This window comes from Tamlana sedimenti (genome assembly GCF_038148895.1).
Lineage (GTDB): Bacteria > Bacteroidota > Bacteroidia > Flavobacteriales > Flavobacteriaceae > Tamlana.
In genome coordinates, this window is the sequence record NZ_JBBVGQ010000001.1 from 575,963 (window position 1) to 592,474 (window position 16,512).

Annotated in this window: 8 protein-coding genes; 1 reads left to right on the forward strand and 7 read right to left on the reverse strand. The window is 37.7% G+C overall.

The features are described from left to right. Positions 1 to 54: 54 nt before the first annotated feature. From sov to WJN01_RS02605, 4 genes are all read right to left on the reverse strand, one after another. Positions 55 to 7,308, reverse strand: a complete 7,254-nt coding sequence (gene sov, locus WJN01_RS02590) for a T9SS outer membrane translocon Sov/SprA (protein WP_445195596.1) — start codon at positions 7,306 to 7,308, stop codon at positions 55 to 57. Positions 7,309 to 7,313: 5 nt separating this feature from the next. Next, positions 7,314 to 7,895: a Holliday junction branch migration protein RuvA gene (gene ruvA, locus WJN01_RS02595; protein WP_445195597.1), complete on the reverse strand. Its 582-nt coding sequence runs from the start codon at positions 7,893 to 7,895 to the stop codon at positions 7,314 to 7,316. A gap of 51 nt (positions 7,896 to 7,946) precedes the next feature. Next, on the reverse strand, positions 7,947 to 10,241 hold the full coding sequence (locus WJN01_RS02600; RefSeq protein ID WP_445195598.1) for an NADP-dependent malic enzyme: 2,295 nt from the start codon (positions 10,239 to 10,241) through the stop codon (positions 7,947 to 7,949). A gap of 102 nt (positions 10,242 to 10,343) precedes the next feature. Continuing rightward, the gene (locus tag WJN01_RS02605; RefSeq protein ID WP_445195599.1) at positions 10,344 to 11,036 is read right to left on the reverse strand and encodes a LytR/AlgR family response regulator transcription factor; all 693 of its coding nucleotides are present in this window, start codon (positions 11,034 to 11,036) and stop codon (positions 10,344 to 10,346) included. A gap of 152 nt (positions 11,037 to 11,188) precedes the next feature. Here WJN01_RS02605 and WJN01_RS02610 point away from each other — a divergent pair, with 152 nt between their 5' ends. Beyond that, positions 11,189 to 11,506, forward strand: a complete 318-nt coding sequence (locus WJN01_RS02610) for a MotA/TolQ/ExbB proton channel family protein (RefSeq protein WP_445195600.1) — start codon at positions 11,189 to 11,191, stop codon at positions 11,504 to 11,506. A gap of 6 nt (positions 11,507 to 11,512) precedes the next feature. Here WJN01_RS02610 and WJN01_RS02615 read toward each other — a convergent pair whose 3' ends face one another. The 3 genes from WJN01_RS02615 to WJN01_RS02625 all read right to left on the reverse strand — a co-directional run bounded on the left by WJN01_RS02615 (position 11,513) and on the right by WJN01_RS02625 (position 16,508). Beyond that, the gene (locus tag WJN01_RS02615) at positions 11,513 to 12,397 is read right to left on the reverse strand and encodes a carbohydrate kinase family protein (protein ID WP_445195601.1); all 885 of its coding nucleotides are present in this window, start codon (positions 12,395 to 12,397) and stop codon (positions 11,513 to 11,515) included. A gap of 18 nt (positions 12,398 to 12,415) precedes the next feature. Next, a complete protein-coding gene (locus tag WJN01_RS02620; RefSeq protein WP_445195602.1) occupies positions 12,416 to 14,608 on the reverse strand; it encodes an alpha-galactosidase in 2,193 nt (730 codons plus the stop codon). Positions 14,609 to 14,762: 154 nt separating this feature from the next. Then, the gene (locus WJN01_RS02625; RefSeq protein WP_445195603.1) at positions 14,763 to 16,508 is read right to left on the reverse strand and encodes a RagB/SusD family nutrient uptake outer membrane protein; all 1,746 of its coding nucleotides are present in this window, start codon (positions 16,506 to 16,508) and stop codon (positions 14,763 to 14,765) included. Positions 16,509 to 16,512: the final 4 nt, after the last annotated feature.

A 16,512-nucleotide genomic window follows, 5' to 3' on the forward strand; every position in this document is an offset into this window, starting at 1 on the left:
TTTAAAATTTAACAAATGTATTTATTCGCACCTAAAATTCAAACAGATTATGTGTTAATTCCCAAAATTATATCTGATGGTAATTCCAGATCTAATGGTGGTCTGCGGGAACGCTGTAGAAATAGCATAATCAGAGAAAGTATAATCAAAATAAAAAATGCCCGTTAAATTTTTGCTGAATGCATAATCGGCCGAATATTTTAAGCCCCAAATGGTTTGCCCTGAGGTAACTTGATTGTTTTCTAAATCTAAATACCTAATGATTGTTTTGTTATCCCGCACAGAAATATCGGCTTTCATGTTTAAATCGCTTACAATACGCTTACGTGGGCCAGCCAATTTAGAACGTATGCGCAAATCCTTGATTCGGTAGCCCAACCCGATGACATATTCATTGCCTTGTACCTCGGTCATTAAATTGTTATCAAAACTCAATGAAAGCAATCTGTCTTTTTTGATTTCAGCAAGTATTTTTACCGAATTTTTCATTTCGAAATCCAAACGAACCAACGGACTGAACATTTCTGTTAAGTTAATATTGCTGAATAGACGTGCATTCTTAAAGTCACCCGATTGATTCAACGCTTCTTGTGGCTGACTTGAATATGGAGTTTCTGGAACTGGCTGTTCATTATCAGCAGGATTCAAATTCAAATTGAGGTTGGTTGTAAACTGGTTAATCGTGTAGGTTGAACGATATCCATGGGTTAAAGAGAACCTTTTAAAGCGCTTTTTGAACCATTCAAACTTCATAAACCCAGTATATTTTAAATCCCAGTTGGGTATAGGCACATCTCTGAAAGCCGATGTCTTTACTTTATTTGCATCTTGGCCTGTGTAAGCTGCCAAAAACGCAGGCAACAACACTTTCTGGCTACTTTTCCCAAAACCTAGCGGGAAGCCATCCTCTGGATTTCTTTCATAAGTAGTTGTTCCATAGAATTTTTCGGCCAATCGTTCAGCTACAATCAATCGGTTTGTTCTAAAGTCATTGAAAGCATCCGATTGGGTTTCGTCACTTTTACCAAAAGCTGTTTTTATTAAGATTGTTGAAATGTTGAAGTTTCCAAACGTATTTGGCGTTAGCGGATTGTAAATTCCATTTTGCACATTATAATTCTCGGCATAATTTTCATAATAAGCCCTATTTCCAATCAAATCGATTTTTAAATCAGTAACAGGTTGCAAACTTGCCGATAAATCCAATTGTTTTGTGTTTGTAGCTGTATATTGTTGGTTAAACTCTGGGAAAACCGTTAACCAACCTCTTCTCGCTGCCAGATACCTTACATCGCTTTGGCTACCAAAAGTAAAACCAACGGTTGGCTTTAAGGTTCCTATAAAGCCTGGTGTTCTGGTATAACCTGGTAAAAATATACCGTTGTTTTCTGAATAGCTCGCTTGAATTCTTTTAACGGTTGTTAAAATATCAACACCAGCATTCAGTATTTTGGTTAGTGATTGACTTCTCGGTTTTTTTGGTTTATTGTTGGCTGTATTTGCTCCAGGTGGTGCGCCAGATGTCCTTCTTTGGGTCACGTTTCTAACAGGTTTTTTAACCAAGCCAATGTATTTGTAGAAACGGTTCATGTCCAAAGCCGCATTGATATTGTGTATGTTTGAGTTTTGGATGTTATTTCCTAAATCATAGGTTTGTCCATCCAATTCAACATTTCCAAACAAATCCGATCCTTTTTGCCATTGAAAACTACCTGTGTATTGATAGGTAGCATCAATAAAACTGAATGTTGGTATTTTATTGATAGGCAATTGATATGTAACACCTAAATTTTGGGTTTGCCTATTGGGGTCACCCACATCAAGAAGGCCATCCCAAACATCCAATGTTTCATCTTGTTCACCGCGAATTAAATCGTTTTCCTTAAAATAGTTCCTCACAATATTGTTGTTCGCCGCTGTGAAATTAAGTTGTAACGCATCGGTTAAATTATAATTGATGGTATATTGAAAATCGAAAGTGTAATTTCTTCTGAACAATTCTTCAATCCCAATATTCGCACCGGTCAAATCAACTTCCCTAAATTTTTGTCTGTTAAACTGCCTGTTGATATCGGTATTAACCGTAAAGCTTGATGGCATTAAATTAAGGTTGAAATCTTTAATGATTTTCCAATATTTACCTCGGAATAAAGAGTCACTATTTTTAAATGGCTCCACCTTAACGGGATTAAAATTATGGGCATAATTGGCACCCACGCGCAAAGTTTTATTAACGGAGTTTTCAATTTCAAAATCACGATGCTCCACCTTGTTATACGAATAGTTTAAAGTCAGGTTTTCAACATCATAAAATCTTGGTGTTTTATCTGTAGTTCTATTTTTCCTAACTCCAATAAAATTGATACTTTGTCGTTTTGTATAGTCTTCTGATTGCTTCTTGATACGTTCGCGCTCAGCATTGTCATTAGCTGCTTCCAACCTAGAATCTAAGGTTAAATCTTTATAAAACTGATCGTACTTTGGTGTAATTAATTCTTCACTTTGCCCGTAATTAAATGGCAATTGAATACCCCATTTTTTTGGCAAAAGTTGACCAACATTTACATTGGTAACTACATCATATTGTTTCACATCTTCCAAACTACGTTGGCTTGGCCCTTGCTCTAAGGCTCCGAAACCAGAAGTGCTTTGCCTTCCTGTTGCGCTAATATTTGCAAAATCGGCAATGTTGCTGTCCATGCTAACAACAGCTGCCCAACCACCCTCGTTGTCTAAATCGGAAAGGCGCAACTCATTAAACCAAACTTCAGCACACAAATCATCACTATTAGTAACATTCTTAACACCAACCATCAACGTTCTAATATCCCCAAAGTTAGGATTACCCTTAATGCCAACACGATGCTGATTAATAACATATCCGCCAAATGGGTCATTTGCCAAAACGATATCCCCATTTACAATATCATAGAACGTTGGGTCTTCATTGCCCAAAGTCATATCTGAAATACCTTGTGCCTTAACCTTACCAAGAATTTCTATTGGTAAATTAATTTCGTTTTCGGTTGGCCAGAGCCCTTCCCTAGTTCTGGAAGTTGAAACCACTAAAGGTATTTCTATTTGATAATAGTTTTCCGTAAGGTCATTACCCATTCTAATAAATCCAACCAAATCGCCATCGGTTAAATTACCCGTACCTGAATCGTCGTCATCTTCAGCATGCATAAACATTCTCATACGCTTGTACTGACGCATATCTAGGTTGATATTCTTAAAGACTGCTCGTGAATCTTCAGACTCTAAATTACAAACATTTACCACCAGCGATTGCTCATTTTGACGCACAACGGTATTGTTATTGAACAATTGTTCTGGCTCAATACCAGGCGGACGTTCGTAACTGCCTTCGTTCTGCAATGTTCCAATAACACCTACAGAAAAATCAGTTTGTGGGTCGCTAGGTTCTGGATCATCCTTATCCAAAACTTGGGTATAACGTCTCCAATCGCTTCGCACCAAATCCAACGTACCAAAACGGAACACAGTTGGCTGTGTAAACTCTTTTAAATAGATTCTTGTAAACCTAACGGACCTTAAATCGTTAATGCCACCTATAGCCTTAACATGGGCACCTTGAACGGGGATTCTAAATTGGTACCATCTTACTACTTCCGACTCACCATTTGGGAAACCTCGTTGACGTTCTTTATAATCTCGAAGGAATTGTTTTAAAGGATTTGAATCCGGTAAATTATCAAAGTCACCTTGGCTTTCTGGGAGATTTTGTCTTGTAAGATCCAATTCGTACTCAAAGTAGCTGTTAATCGTGTTCATGGTATTATCACGATTAATATCCTCAACATCGGGTTGAGTATTGGCTCCTCGATTGGTATTCGAAAATGTGTCCGGCGTGTTGCCTTCTACGCCATTAAATCTTTTATAACGCTCAAAAATACCACCATCTGCATTTAAAAAATAAGCATAGTTATCGTTTGATGGGTCATCACCAAACTGACTTCCAAATGTATTAATTTCCTCAACGTCGTCATAACCATCATACCCCACATCTTGATTGGTACGTTCTTGCCCCGTAGTATCAAAAGCATAAATTAAGGATTGGTTTTGAGGCACAACGGTTCCCCAACTTGTTGGGGTTTGCTGCAATAAACTTACATCACCATTTTCCGGCAATCCATTTTCATAAAGTTTTTTCCCATCGCGAATAATATCCTCTGAAATATTACCTAAGTTGAACACCAATTTACCTCCAGGATTACTAGGATTTCCTTGAAACGGATCTTGCAACCAAAAATCAATGTATTCTACGTTTTGTTGTTCAAAATCGGTGGATGTTATTTGTCTGGTGATTCCTGCCCAAGCATTCTCTGGGTCAGGAATAGTGCCATTAGCAGAAGTTGGATCAAAATTATAGGGTCCACGTTCATTGGGGTAATAGGCCAAATCAAGCGTATATAAAACCGAATTTTGCCCTTGCACCAAATCCTGATCTGGGAACAGCTCATTAATAAATACACGGCTGGTATATAGGTCTGAAATGTCGTCGTCTGTTATGCCATTTGGCCGTTGGCTACTATAAAATATAGGGTCTATGGTGTACCAGTTTAACATGGCACGATTAAATCCATTATCTATAATATTGTCATCCTCAGGGTCTGGATTGCCATCACCATTCAAATCCAAAGGTCTACTAGACAAAAACCACGATTGCTGTGATCTTAAATCGATACCATTTTGTGAGCCCTCAAAATCATCGATATAAGAAGTTGCCTCTCCATTCAAATCTGTTCCTTTTGGAGCACCTGGTGCGAGATATGCAAACTCCCCACGAAGTGATAAATTCGATTCCACATCGGTATCAATGTTAGGCAATTTATTCGCCAAACGTGTTAAAAATGGCACTTTGGTAGAGTAGTTTCCGTTTACACCAAATATGGTATTATTGATGGACTCTGAACCATAATTAGCCTTTTGAGTAATTGGGCGTTCGTTAAGATTCAGCAATGTAGCTCCTAAAACAAAATTTTCATTGAATTTGTGTTCAATGTTAAAGCCTGTAAATCTTCTTGTTTGCTGACCAAAAACAGCATTGTTCTCTGTTGAAACTTCAATAGGCGTATTGGAAGCCTTTAGCGCTTCGTCTAAAATCTGGACTCTTCCCAGTTGATAATTTACCGTATAATCGATACCTTCAACAAGCACTCGACCGCCTGCAGTTACACGCACAGAACCCCTTGGTACGTTAAAAGAGCCTATAGGAATTCCGTCGCTACCTGTTGATTTATAACGTCCCTTTATTTTAAATTTATTCTTTTCAGCTTCCTCTAACGCCGCTGTTTTCGTACTGTTATAAAGGGTGTAAAAAACATATTTTCGCTGGTTTTCATCCCAAGTTGTATCATCGTCATAAGTACCATTTCCCAATTTGTTAAATAGATATTCACCAAACGGCTCGGCACTAGTAAACACAATTTTTCCGTTTTGCGGAATAACGGTTATCCTTGGAACAAAATCGAAAAATCCATCACCTCTAGATTGCGGATCGTTATTGAAATTCAATTTATCCAAATTAAACACCCTCAAAAGCGGTGAGTTTTCTAGTAAATCATCCTCTGGGGTAGAACCATTAACGGGGTTTCCGTTAATATCTAAAGCAAAACTTGCCCCCACTGGTGTGATGAAGTTTAATGGGGAAGCTTCGTTGTAAAAAATATTAAGTTTAAAATCGTCCTGACTTAGATTGTAAGCACCTGTATCGTAAATGTTTTTCATCATCAGGTCCCAAATAGGCAAATCTACATTGGTGATGCTACTTTTTAATAATTTTAGAACCAAACTTGAATTTACTACCGATGTAACTTGACCTTGGTTGTTTGTTTGCACATCTGTAGCATCAATACCATCATTAGCGAATTCACCAACTTGATATACCTTTCCAGCAACGGTATATTGAAATGCTACTGCCAAAACCTCATCGTTGTTCAACCTTTGGTTTAAGGAAATATAACCCAATTCGGTATTCAAGGTATATTCTTGGCCTTGAGTCAGTTTTCTGGCATTTTCCAACTTCGCATAGTCAAAGCCTTCATTTACTTGATTGGACAAACTACCAAACCCTTGGCTTGCCGTTGAAATATCCCTAATCTGTTCGGTTAAAACACCACCCGAACCAATGGCTGTTGGGTCGAACGCATTATTCCCATTATCTGGAAATGCTCCGGGACCAGCAGACACACTAACATTTGCGTATACTTTATCACTTTCACCTAAATCCTGAAGCGCCACAATATTCCTAACGTTTTCGGTACGGTTGCTTCGGTTGGTTATCCAAACTTCCAAACGAGTAATTTGCAAGCCTTTATTGTTTATAAATGGATAGTTTGCCAATGCAGCATCATAAGTATCTTTAAAATACTGTGCTAAAAAGAAGTGCCTGTTTTCGTCATAATCCCTTATGAACAATTCAAACTCTTCCAATGTGCCTCCACCCTGTGCAACAACGGTATTTCCTTGTGATTTTTGCTCGGAAAATACTCCCGTTACCGTAGTTTTACCAAACTGAAGCTGCGCCTTTACACCAAATAAACTTTGTGCACCCGTTATGAGCGAACTGTTTAATGGCATGCTAACATTACCTACCTCTATTTTTTGGATAATATCATCTTCCGTTGGAGTGTATTCCAACTTGATTAAGTTCTGAAAATCGAAAGTAGATTGTGTATCGTAATTGGCTGTAACCTGAAGTCTGGTTCCGACTTTACCTAATAAACTTAAGCTGATACGTTGGTCAAAATCGAAGGTGAAGTTGCTTCGGTTACGTGGTGAAAACGATGGGTTGTCTTGCTTTGAAAACAATATACCCAAATCCATTTCTACCGAACCTTGTGGTACGACCTCAATAACATTGCTGCCAAAAATACTTTCAAAAAAATCGGATTTTACATAAAACTCAGGGAGCAGGTTTTTCTGTTCTTCTTCAGCACCTTCTTTTTTTCCATCAAAAGCATCAATTTTTTCCTTGTAATAGCCTCTTAAATTTTCTCTTGCCACCAAGGCATAATACTCGTCTGGTGTTAAAATTATAGGGTAATTAATATTGAAACTTCCTATTTTTTCGGTGTAAATATAACGGTCGGTTACAGGGTCGTAGGTGTATTTAGACTCGATGCTATTGGGATTGGGAATCTTTAGTTCACCAACATTATAACCTGGCACAATAGAATCTTGGGCAGGTTCTTGCGCCCATGACACTGTTGAGAAAAATAAAACACAAGCTAAAAAGGTGTATTGTTTAATTGATTGGTAAGATTTCAGGTTAGTTCTCGTCAAAATAATTATAAATTTTTTAAAGCCTGCTTAATTATAGTTTCAACGTTGGCATCTGGTTGCGCAACCATAATTTTGTCCACAACACGCTCTGCCTGCTTTTTCACAAAACCAAGCACTTCTAAAGCAGATAACGCTTCATCTTTGTTGGTATTGCCTTTTGAAACCGAAACTTCATCAATATCATAAATCTTTAAAATCTTGTCTTTTAAATCGATGATAACGCGTTGAGCAGTTTTTGCCCCTATCCCTTTTATAGACTGGATTAAAGCAACATCGCCTGTGGCAATTCCTTCCCTAACTTGCTTTGGTGTTAAGGACGAAAGCATAGTACGTGCAGTGCTTGCCCCAATACCACTTACAGATATTAATAATCTAAAAATTTCGCGTTCGGCTAGCGATGAAAAACCATAAAGTGTATGGGCGTCTTCCTTAACTTGAAGGTGCGTAAACAGCTTTAAGTTTTCAGCATCTGGTATTTGGGAATAAGTATGTAGTGAAATATTTAACATGTAGCCTACCCCGTTACAATCAATAACCACATGTGTTGGATTTTTCTCAGTAAGTTTCCCTTGAATATGAGTTATCATCTACAGCAATTCGTTAACCGACCAAATGTAATAAATTTATTTTCAAATGAATTACTGTGCGTCCTCCTTTTCCAACTGTTCCTTGTGCTGGGCATCAATAACAGCAATAGCCGTCATGTTAACAATTTCATCCACGCTTGCCCCCAATTGTAAAATATGTACAGGTTTACGCATACCCATCATAATAGGCCCAATGGAATCGGCTTCATTTAATGCCTTAAGCAATTTATAAGTGATATTGGCAGAATCTAAATTTGGAAAAATTAATGTGTTTACTTTTTTGCCCACTAATTTTGAAAACGGAAACCGCTCTTCCAACATTTCATTATTCAAAGCAAAATCGGTTTGCAACTCCCCATCAACAATCATATCTGGATAATAACGATGCAAATTGGCTACAGCATCACGAACTTTTGAAGCTCTTTCGTTTACAGATGAACCAAAGTTTGAATATGAAATCATAGCCATTACAGGGGTCATTCCAAACATTTTAACCACATGAGAAGTCATTTGGGCTATTTTGGTAAGCACTTTTGCATCTGGATCTATGTTGATTGATGTATCACTTAAAAACAACGGACCACGTTTGGTCATCATCACATTGGTCGTTGCCACACGGTTTACCCCTTCGGCCATGCCAATTAACTCAAGCATCGGTTTTACAACGCTTGGGTAATTTCTGGAATACCCCGAAATAAGAGCATCGGCATCGCCTTCATTTACCATCATAGCCGCAAAATAATTACGTTCGCGCATTAAACGCTGTGCTGAGTAATAGGTTACACCCCTACGTTTTCGCTGCTCCCAATATACTTTGGCGTACTTGTTTTTTCTCTCGTTTTCTTCTTCTGTTTTTGGATCTATCAAAAGAACATCATCCGCTTCAAACTCAATTTCGGCCATAAGACTTTTAATGGTCTCTATTCTTCCCAATAGAATAGGAATGGCAATACCTTCTTCATAAACTATTTGGGCGGCTTTAATCACAGCCAGCTGATCCGCTTCAGCAAAAACTACACGTTTAGGATTCGATTTTGCCCGGTTAAGCAGTAATCTAACCAACTTATTATCTGAACCAAGGCGCTCCCTTAGCGTGTCTTGATACCCTTCCCAATCTGTAATTGGCGATTGCGCAACGCCGCTTTCCATGGCAGCTTTCGCTACAGCCGGAGGCACTTCGGCTATCAATCGTGGATCGAATGGTTTTGGGATAATATATTCTTTGCCAAAAGCCAACCTAGTTTCGCCGTAAGCTATATTCACCTGTTCTGGAACGGGTTCTTTAGCCAGTCTTGCCAAGGCTTCTACCGCAGCCATTTTCATAGCTTCGTTTATTTTGGTAGCACGAACATCCAAAGCACCCCTAAAGATGAACGGGAAGCCAAGTACGTTGTTTACTTGATTAGGATGGTCGCTTCGGCCAGTTGCCATTATAACATCTTTTCTAGTGGCTATGGCTAAATCGTATTTTATTTCTGGGTCTGGATTAGCCATGGCAAACACAATAGGGTTTTTTGCCATAGACTTTAGCATTTCTGGAGATAACACGTTCGCCATGGATAAACCGATAAACACATCGGAATCAATCATAGCCTCCTCAAGAGTGTCTATTTTGCGATGGGTAGCAAACTCAGCTTTTTCAGCAGACAAATTTTCTCTATCATCACGTATAACTCCCTTGCTATCCAACATAACCATGTTTTCGCGTTTTGCACCAAAAGCCTGGTACAACCGTGAACAGGAAATGGCTGCGGCCCCAGCTCCACTGATTACTATTTTTGCTTCTTCTATCTTTCTTTTAGTAAGTTCTAGAGCATTGATTAACGCAGCCGCCGAGATGATGGCCGTACCATGTTGGTCATCATGCATTACTGGAATATCAAGCTCTTCCTTTAAACGTCTTTCGATTTCAAAAGCCTCTGGAGCCTTAATATCCTCAAGGTTTATTCCCCCGAAGGTAGGAGCGATATTTTTGACGGTTTCAATAAATTCATCAATATTTTCCGTATCAACTTCTATATCAAAAACATCAATATCGGCGAAAATTTTGAAAAGTAAACCTTTACCTTCCATAACAGGTTTTGAGGCTTCGGGACCAATATTTCCCAATCCTAAAACAGCTGTACCGTTTGAAATTACAGCAACCAAGTTTCCTTTTGCTGTGTATTTGTAAGCGTTGTTTTTGTCTTTCTCAATTTCCAAACAAGGTGCCGCAACACCTGGTGAATAAGCCAAAGACAAATCGCGTTGGCTGGAATATTTTTTGGTTGGAACAACTTTTATTTTACCCGGAACAGGCTTTGCGTGATATATAAGGGCCTCTCTACGTTTACTTTCTTCGCTCATCGTTTTTGGTTAATTAACTAAACGAACAAAGATAAGAAACCAATTGAATGGGTAATCTGATTTTTTGTGATTTTTGAGCTATTTTTTCACTCTGGGAAGGGGTTAGCTGTTTTTAAAATAAGCTTCAACCTGTTTTTTATAACTTCTTGAAATTGGCAGCGAGCATTCAGCGTTAATGACTATTTCATTTCCGTTTAAGGTTGCCAAGTCTGGGTTGACCAAAAAAGACCTATGGATGCGCACAAAACTATTCAGTTTTTGTTCCCATTCCGAAATTTTTATGTTGTTTTTATATTGGCTTCCGTCCTTCAAAACAGCCAATGTGAAATCTCCCCTACTCTCCACATAAGCTAAATTGCTCACTTGAATGATGGTTCTTTTTCTATCGCTATAAATAGATATAGTTTCTTTTACTGCGCTGTCCGATTTCTTAAAAAGGATATATTCAAGGAGAATGAAAAAACCAATAATCATCCAAATAAAAAATGGATTGATCAATATTTTCTCTAATGCATCGGCCTTCAATTCTAAAAAATACCAATAAGTTATTGTGATGGCCACATAACCCCAGTACAATGATATCACCGCTAAAAAAAGATACCGCAGCCATTTTTTTACGCCTTTAAAATGCTTTGTCTTTGCTATTCCAAATTTTACAATAAATGCAGCCGGCAATAAAAAGAGAGCAATCAACCAGGCATCCCAAAAAAAAGGAATGGAGTTTTGAAGCAAAAAGGCAATTAAAAAAGATGCCGTAACCCAATAAATTAATTTAAAAATTTGACCTTTAATCATGCTGTAAAAATATGATAAATCATTATAAATAATCCTTAAATTTGAAGTGGTAGCCCTTTAATATTGGATTTAACAGATGTAGACAGGTTTATAACATTGCCCAAAAAACACCTTTGTTATAGTTTTGAATGTAAACTTTTAAAACAAAAATTATGTTAGATTTATTTTACCAAGGTGGCCCATTATTTATGACCATCCTTACTATTTTACTACTAGGTGTTATTGTTTGTTTTTGGAAATTTCCTGAATGGATAAAAGAAATTGGCCTATTGGCTCTTTCCTTTGGAATATTAGGGCAAATTATAGGCTTGTACAGCGCGTTTCAAGGCATTGAAGAAATGGGACAAGTAAGCCAAGAAATGATGGCTGGTGGATTAAAGGTGAGTTCCATTACAACTATTTATGGATTGTTAATCTATATTGTTTCTTTGGCACTGAGATTAATAAACAAACCCAAATTAAATCCTTAAATACCGCTAAGCTGGATTTACAAATGCCATTATTTCTGAGTAAGATATTTTGGGATTAGCCCCTTCGCTTTGGGCAACTAGTGCACCCACAGCACAAGCGAAATCTATAGCTTCTTGTGGGTTCACTTTTTTAAGAAGTTGGCTTACCAAAGAAGCTAAAAAAGAATCACCAGCACCAACGGTATCAACCACTTTAATTAGGTAGCCACTATTATAATACAATTTACCATTGTATAATAAAACAGCACCGTGTTCGCCTTTTGTAACACATATATGTTTGGTTTGTGTTGCCTCGGCCATGAAATGGATATTTTGCTCTAATGATTTGTATTTTGAGCCTAATGCTTGGCTTACCTCGTAAAGCTCTTCATCATTGAATTTGATAAAATCAGCCTTTTCCATGAGATGGACAAGCACCTCTTCTGTATAATACGGCCTCCTAAGATTTAGGTCAAAAATTTTATACTTTGCCAATTCAATAAGGCTGTAAAGCGTATTTCTTGAACTTTCATCCCGTGCCACCAAACTCCCAAAAACAAAGGCATCGGCTTTTTGAACATATTTTTTGGACGCATCTGTTAGCCTAATTTTATCCCAAGCTTTTGGGTATTTTATATCATAAGAAGCCGAGCCCTTTTCATTTAGCATGACTTTTACTTTGCCTGTTTTGTATTCTTGGTTTACCTGAACCAAATCAGTTCTAACACCGCATTCTTTGAGGTAGCCTAAAATTTTTTCACCAGATTTATCTTTCCCCACGGCACTAATCATGGCGACATCATTACCCAAAGACCGCAACCGACTGGCCACGTTTAAAGGCGCACCTCCTATTTTTTTATGGGTTGGAAAAACATCAAACAATACCTCACCAAAACAAACTATATCTGCCATGTTTCACTAATTACTTTTTTACTTTACTTCATCTACCAAAAGCACAACGCTGGTTCTTTTCACACTTATTTCTGGGTTTATACCAACATTCATTAAGAAATCACCCGAATAAACAACTGGATTTACCAAACTTCCTTCACCCTCTTGAAACAAATTAATCTCTCTAACACTATATTTTTTGTCAGAATTTAGACCTTTTAGTTTTATGGGCCTTTTTGTTATCCTTTCAATAAACCTATTTGAGCTTAAAAAGCTAAACATAACAGCTTGCGACTTGTTTTCATTAACATACATTACAGATGCAAATGGGTTTTGGTATGGGCTAGCCAAACGGTATTGAGTGCCATGTAGCACTAAGTTTTTAAAACCATTATAGTTCTTAATAGCTCGCTTTGAAAACTCCAATTCTTCTTTACTTAAATGGTCTACATCTACATCAAATCCCAATTTCCCCATGCTAGCCACATCAACCTTATACTTTATGGGCTGTTTGCCCCAATTGGTCACATGGCAATCCATTGTAATAGCTGGAAAAAAGTATGAGTAATTCCATTGAAGAAAAATCCGTTCAATTGGATCTGTGTTGTCGCTAGGCCAGAACTCTGTAAAGTATTTTAAAAATTCGTAGTCTGCCCTACCTCCACCTCCTGAACAGAGCATCATAGGAACATCTGGGTATTTTTTTCGAATTCTTTCCAACACTCGATAAAGACCTTGAACATAATCTACATAAATATGGGTTTGCGAAATTCCTTTATCTTCTAAATACGAAGAATAGGCATTATATATTACAGCATTACAATCCCACTTTACAAAAGCAACCTTTGGGTTTTTGGTGAAAATATCATCTACAACACCGAAAACAAAGTCCTGTACATCTGGATTGGTCAAATCGAGCACCATTTGATTGCGATATAATTTAATACTGCGCTCTGGCTGTTTTATTACCCAATCTGGATGATTTTTAAATAGTTCGCTTTCAGGATTTACCATTTCGGGTTCAATCCATATTCCAAACTTAACATCATTTTTTTCGGCTTCCTTTACCAAATAGCCTAAGCCACTAGGCAACTTCTTTTTGTTTTCTTGCCAGTCTCCCAAGCCCGCATCATCATTATTTCTAGGGTATTTGTTTCCAAACCAACCATCATCCAATAAAAACAAATCTAAACCTATGTTTTTGGTATTTTTAATTAATTCTGACAGTTTGTTTTCATTAAAATCGAAATAGGTCGCTTCCCAATTGTTCAATAGAGTTAACCTATCCCCATTTCCGTTAAGCACTCTATGGGATTTGGCCCACGAGTGTAATTGTCTTGACGCTAAGCCTGTTCCGCTTTTAGAAATGGAATAAATAAGAGAAGGGGTTTTAAACCGCTCTCCTTTTTGCAGCCCATAGCTTGATTCATAGGGATTAATTCCTGCTATTACCCTTAGGTTTTTATTTGAATCGATATCAAATTCTATTTTAAAATTTCCGCTCCAAGCCAACTGGCCAACCATAACCAAACCACTATCTTCTTGGGCAGGATTTTCAAATGAAACTATAAAATTTGGGGTTCCCAAAAGCATCGCACGAGTGCCCAATTTTGACTCAACAGTTTTTATCCCTTGAGTGAGCTTTTCCTCGGTTGGCATCATTTCCCTCAAATATTCACCTTGAAAATGTGTTAGGTAAAAATCTTTGTTGGTGAAAAACAAATTGGCTGAAGCATACTTGCCGAGCTCTATTTTGCCCTTTTCATTGTTTACAATTTCCGCCCACTGTTCCACAACATTTAAATCATGCCATACTTTATAGTTTAGAACGACTTTGAGGTTATAAACTGGATCTAATAATTTAATCTTTGTTACCGAAATACCGTCTAGCTCTTCTTTTGAAACATCATGAAACAACAATTCTGTTGACCTATTTCCATCATGATGCTTAACCATTAAGGCTGGTTCTGATAAATTCCACGTACCAGAAGGCGTATAAGCTGAATTAGAGATTCCTGCATTGGCATCAGGAAAGTAGTATTGTTTGTCAACCTCGGCATAATCACTTTGGTTTTTAAGTTTTTTGCCAAAATAGACGTTCCACAATCTATTTTGAGCATCGGTTTTAAAAACCATTGAAAAATCTTTAGTTTCAATTGGAATTATTGTTTGTGATTCGCAGAAAGATATAGCAAGGAAACAAATAATGACCAGAGTTGTTCTTATATTCATCTGTTCAAATTTTTTATATTAAAAGATATGCTATTTAAGGAAGCCCTTAATGAAGTCCAACCATTTGAGTTGTTTTAAAAATCCAGGAGAATCAAGTATAAATTCCCCTGGATTAAAAACTAAACTAACTCAAACAAAAAACTTATATTCTATTCTAATAATTCGGGTTTTGATCATACAAACCTCCGGTAAAATCTATTTCCCTTTGAGGGATTGGATAATATTCATCACGTCCAGCCGTGAATTTCGCATTGGCCAAAAAGTCTTTTCTTGTTTTTTCTACATCAAGATAAGCATTTAATACATCTGCCGCAATACCCCATCTTACAAGATCAAAAAATCTTGGGCCTTCCATACCAAACTCTAATCGTCTTTCAAACATCAAGGCTTTCCATGCGTCTGCTTTTGACATCCCCATTGGGTATGTTCCAACATTGTAAACATCTGTTGCACCTGCATCAAGTTGTCTCTGGGTACTTACTGCAGCCCTATTTCGGATGTCGTTGATTATTGTAACACCTGCATCAACCTGATCCATTTGTATCAACGCTTCTGCTTTAAATAATAATACATCGGCATACCTAATAAAGTCCACGTTCTTAGAAGTTCCCACAAATGGCCCTTCTTTTACATAGCATGAACAATCTGGAGCCTGTTGCTCTTTCATGTTACCAAAATAACCATATACACCTGGATCTCTTGCCCAGCTAAAGTTATAAACCATATCTCCAGCTTCATTAACCGTATTGCGGTATTTAAACGGGCGCCCCGGTATACCAACCGTATGATCGATTCTTGGATCTAGAGTTACTCCTGCTGCCAATGGTGATTCTCCGTTGGCATCTACAGTATCAAAAATATTGGTGTCGTTAAACGTATCTAGCAAAGGCAATCCCGAAGCATCAGTTTTGAATGCATTAACCATATTATGGCTAGCCAAATGAAAACCACAACAACCGTACAAACCAGTACCGTGAGGTGAATTTAACCCTGTTACAAAGCTAACCCTACTTACTGTAGTACCATCGTTTATAGAAAATTGTGCCGCCCAAATAGATTCAGGCCCGTTATCAAAACCATCCAAGAAATTATTACCAAAATCTGGTTCTAAACTACCTGTAACTTCATCTGCAAAATCTACTACCTCTTGTAAACGAGACATGTTAATGTTAGTTACTTGGTGCATGTCATTTTGTTCGTAGGCCTGATACAAACGTAATTTAGCCAAATACGCTGCAGCGGCATTTCTATCAGCTCGCCCTACTTGATCCTGTGCCTGTGGCAAATTGTTATAAGCAAACAAGAAATCCTCTGCAATTGTGTTCCATAAATCGTCGTTATCAACCTTGTTTGATATTTGCAAAAGCTCTTCCTGTGATAACCCTTCTGTGATGTAAGGGATCTTTTTGAACAATAATTTCAACATAAAATGGGAATGAGCCCTTAAAAAACGCAATTCTGCTTGTCTTGTGGTTTTTTCAGCGTAATCGGCATCAGGAATATCGTTAATTACCGATAGTGCGAAATTCGCTCTAGATATGGCTTTGTAATAGTTTGTCCAGGTTCTAGGTCCCATCCAATCTGATGGGTCATCAGCAGCTGTCAAATTATATTGCTCGTAACGGTCTACTATATCCACATCGCTACGACCTCCTCCACCTTTGTAAGCATCATCAGAGCGCACACTGCCAAACACCCACATGTGTGTTAATGGCCCAATCATATCATCATTTGCAATTCCCGCATAAGCAGCAACTACCAAAGCTTCAGCATTTCCAGCAGTAGCCACATTTTCATTTGAGAGCACACCTTCTGGCTCGTACTCTAAAAAGTCTTTGGAACAACTTACCAAAATAAATACGGCAATAATTCCTATAAAAAGTGTTTTTATATTTTTCATGTTT

Bases quoted from the DNA above. Each gene is read 5' to 3' on its own strand.
- WJN01_RS02605 (WP_445195599.1), bottom strand. From the start codon at position 11,036: ATGATTAAAGGTCAAATTTTTAAATTAATTTATTGGGTTACGGCATCT.
- ruvA (WP_445195597.1), bottom strand. From the start codon at position 7,895: ATGATAACTCATATTCAAGGGAAACTTACTGAGAAAAATCCAACACAT.
- WJN01_RS02610 (WP_445195600.1), top strand. From the start codon at position 11,189: ATGTTAGATTTATTTTACCAAGGTGGCCCATTATTTATGACCATCCTT.
- WJN01_RS02625 (WP_445195603.1), bottom strand. From the start codon at position 16,508: ATGAAAAATATAAAAACACTTTTTATAGGAATTATTGCCGTATTTATT.
- WJN01_RS02620 (WP_445195602.1), bottom strand. From the start codon at position 14,608: ATGAATATAAGAACAACTCTGGTCATTATTTGTTTCCTTGCTATATCT.
- WJN01_RS02615 (WP_445195601.1), bottom strand. From the start codon at position 12,397: ATGGCAGATATAGTTTGTTTTGGTGAGGTATTGTTTGATGTTTTTCCA.
- WJN01_RS02600 (WP_445195598.1), bottom strand. From the start codon at position 10,241: ATGAGCGAAGAAAGTAAACGTAGAGAGGCCCTTATATATCACGCAAAG.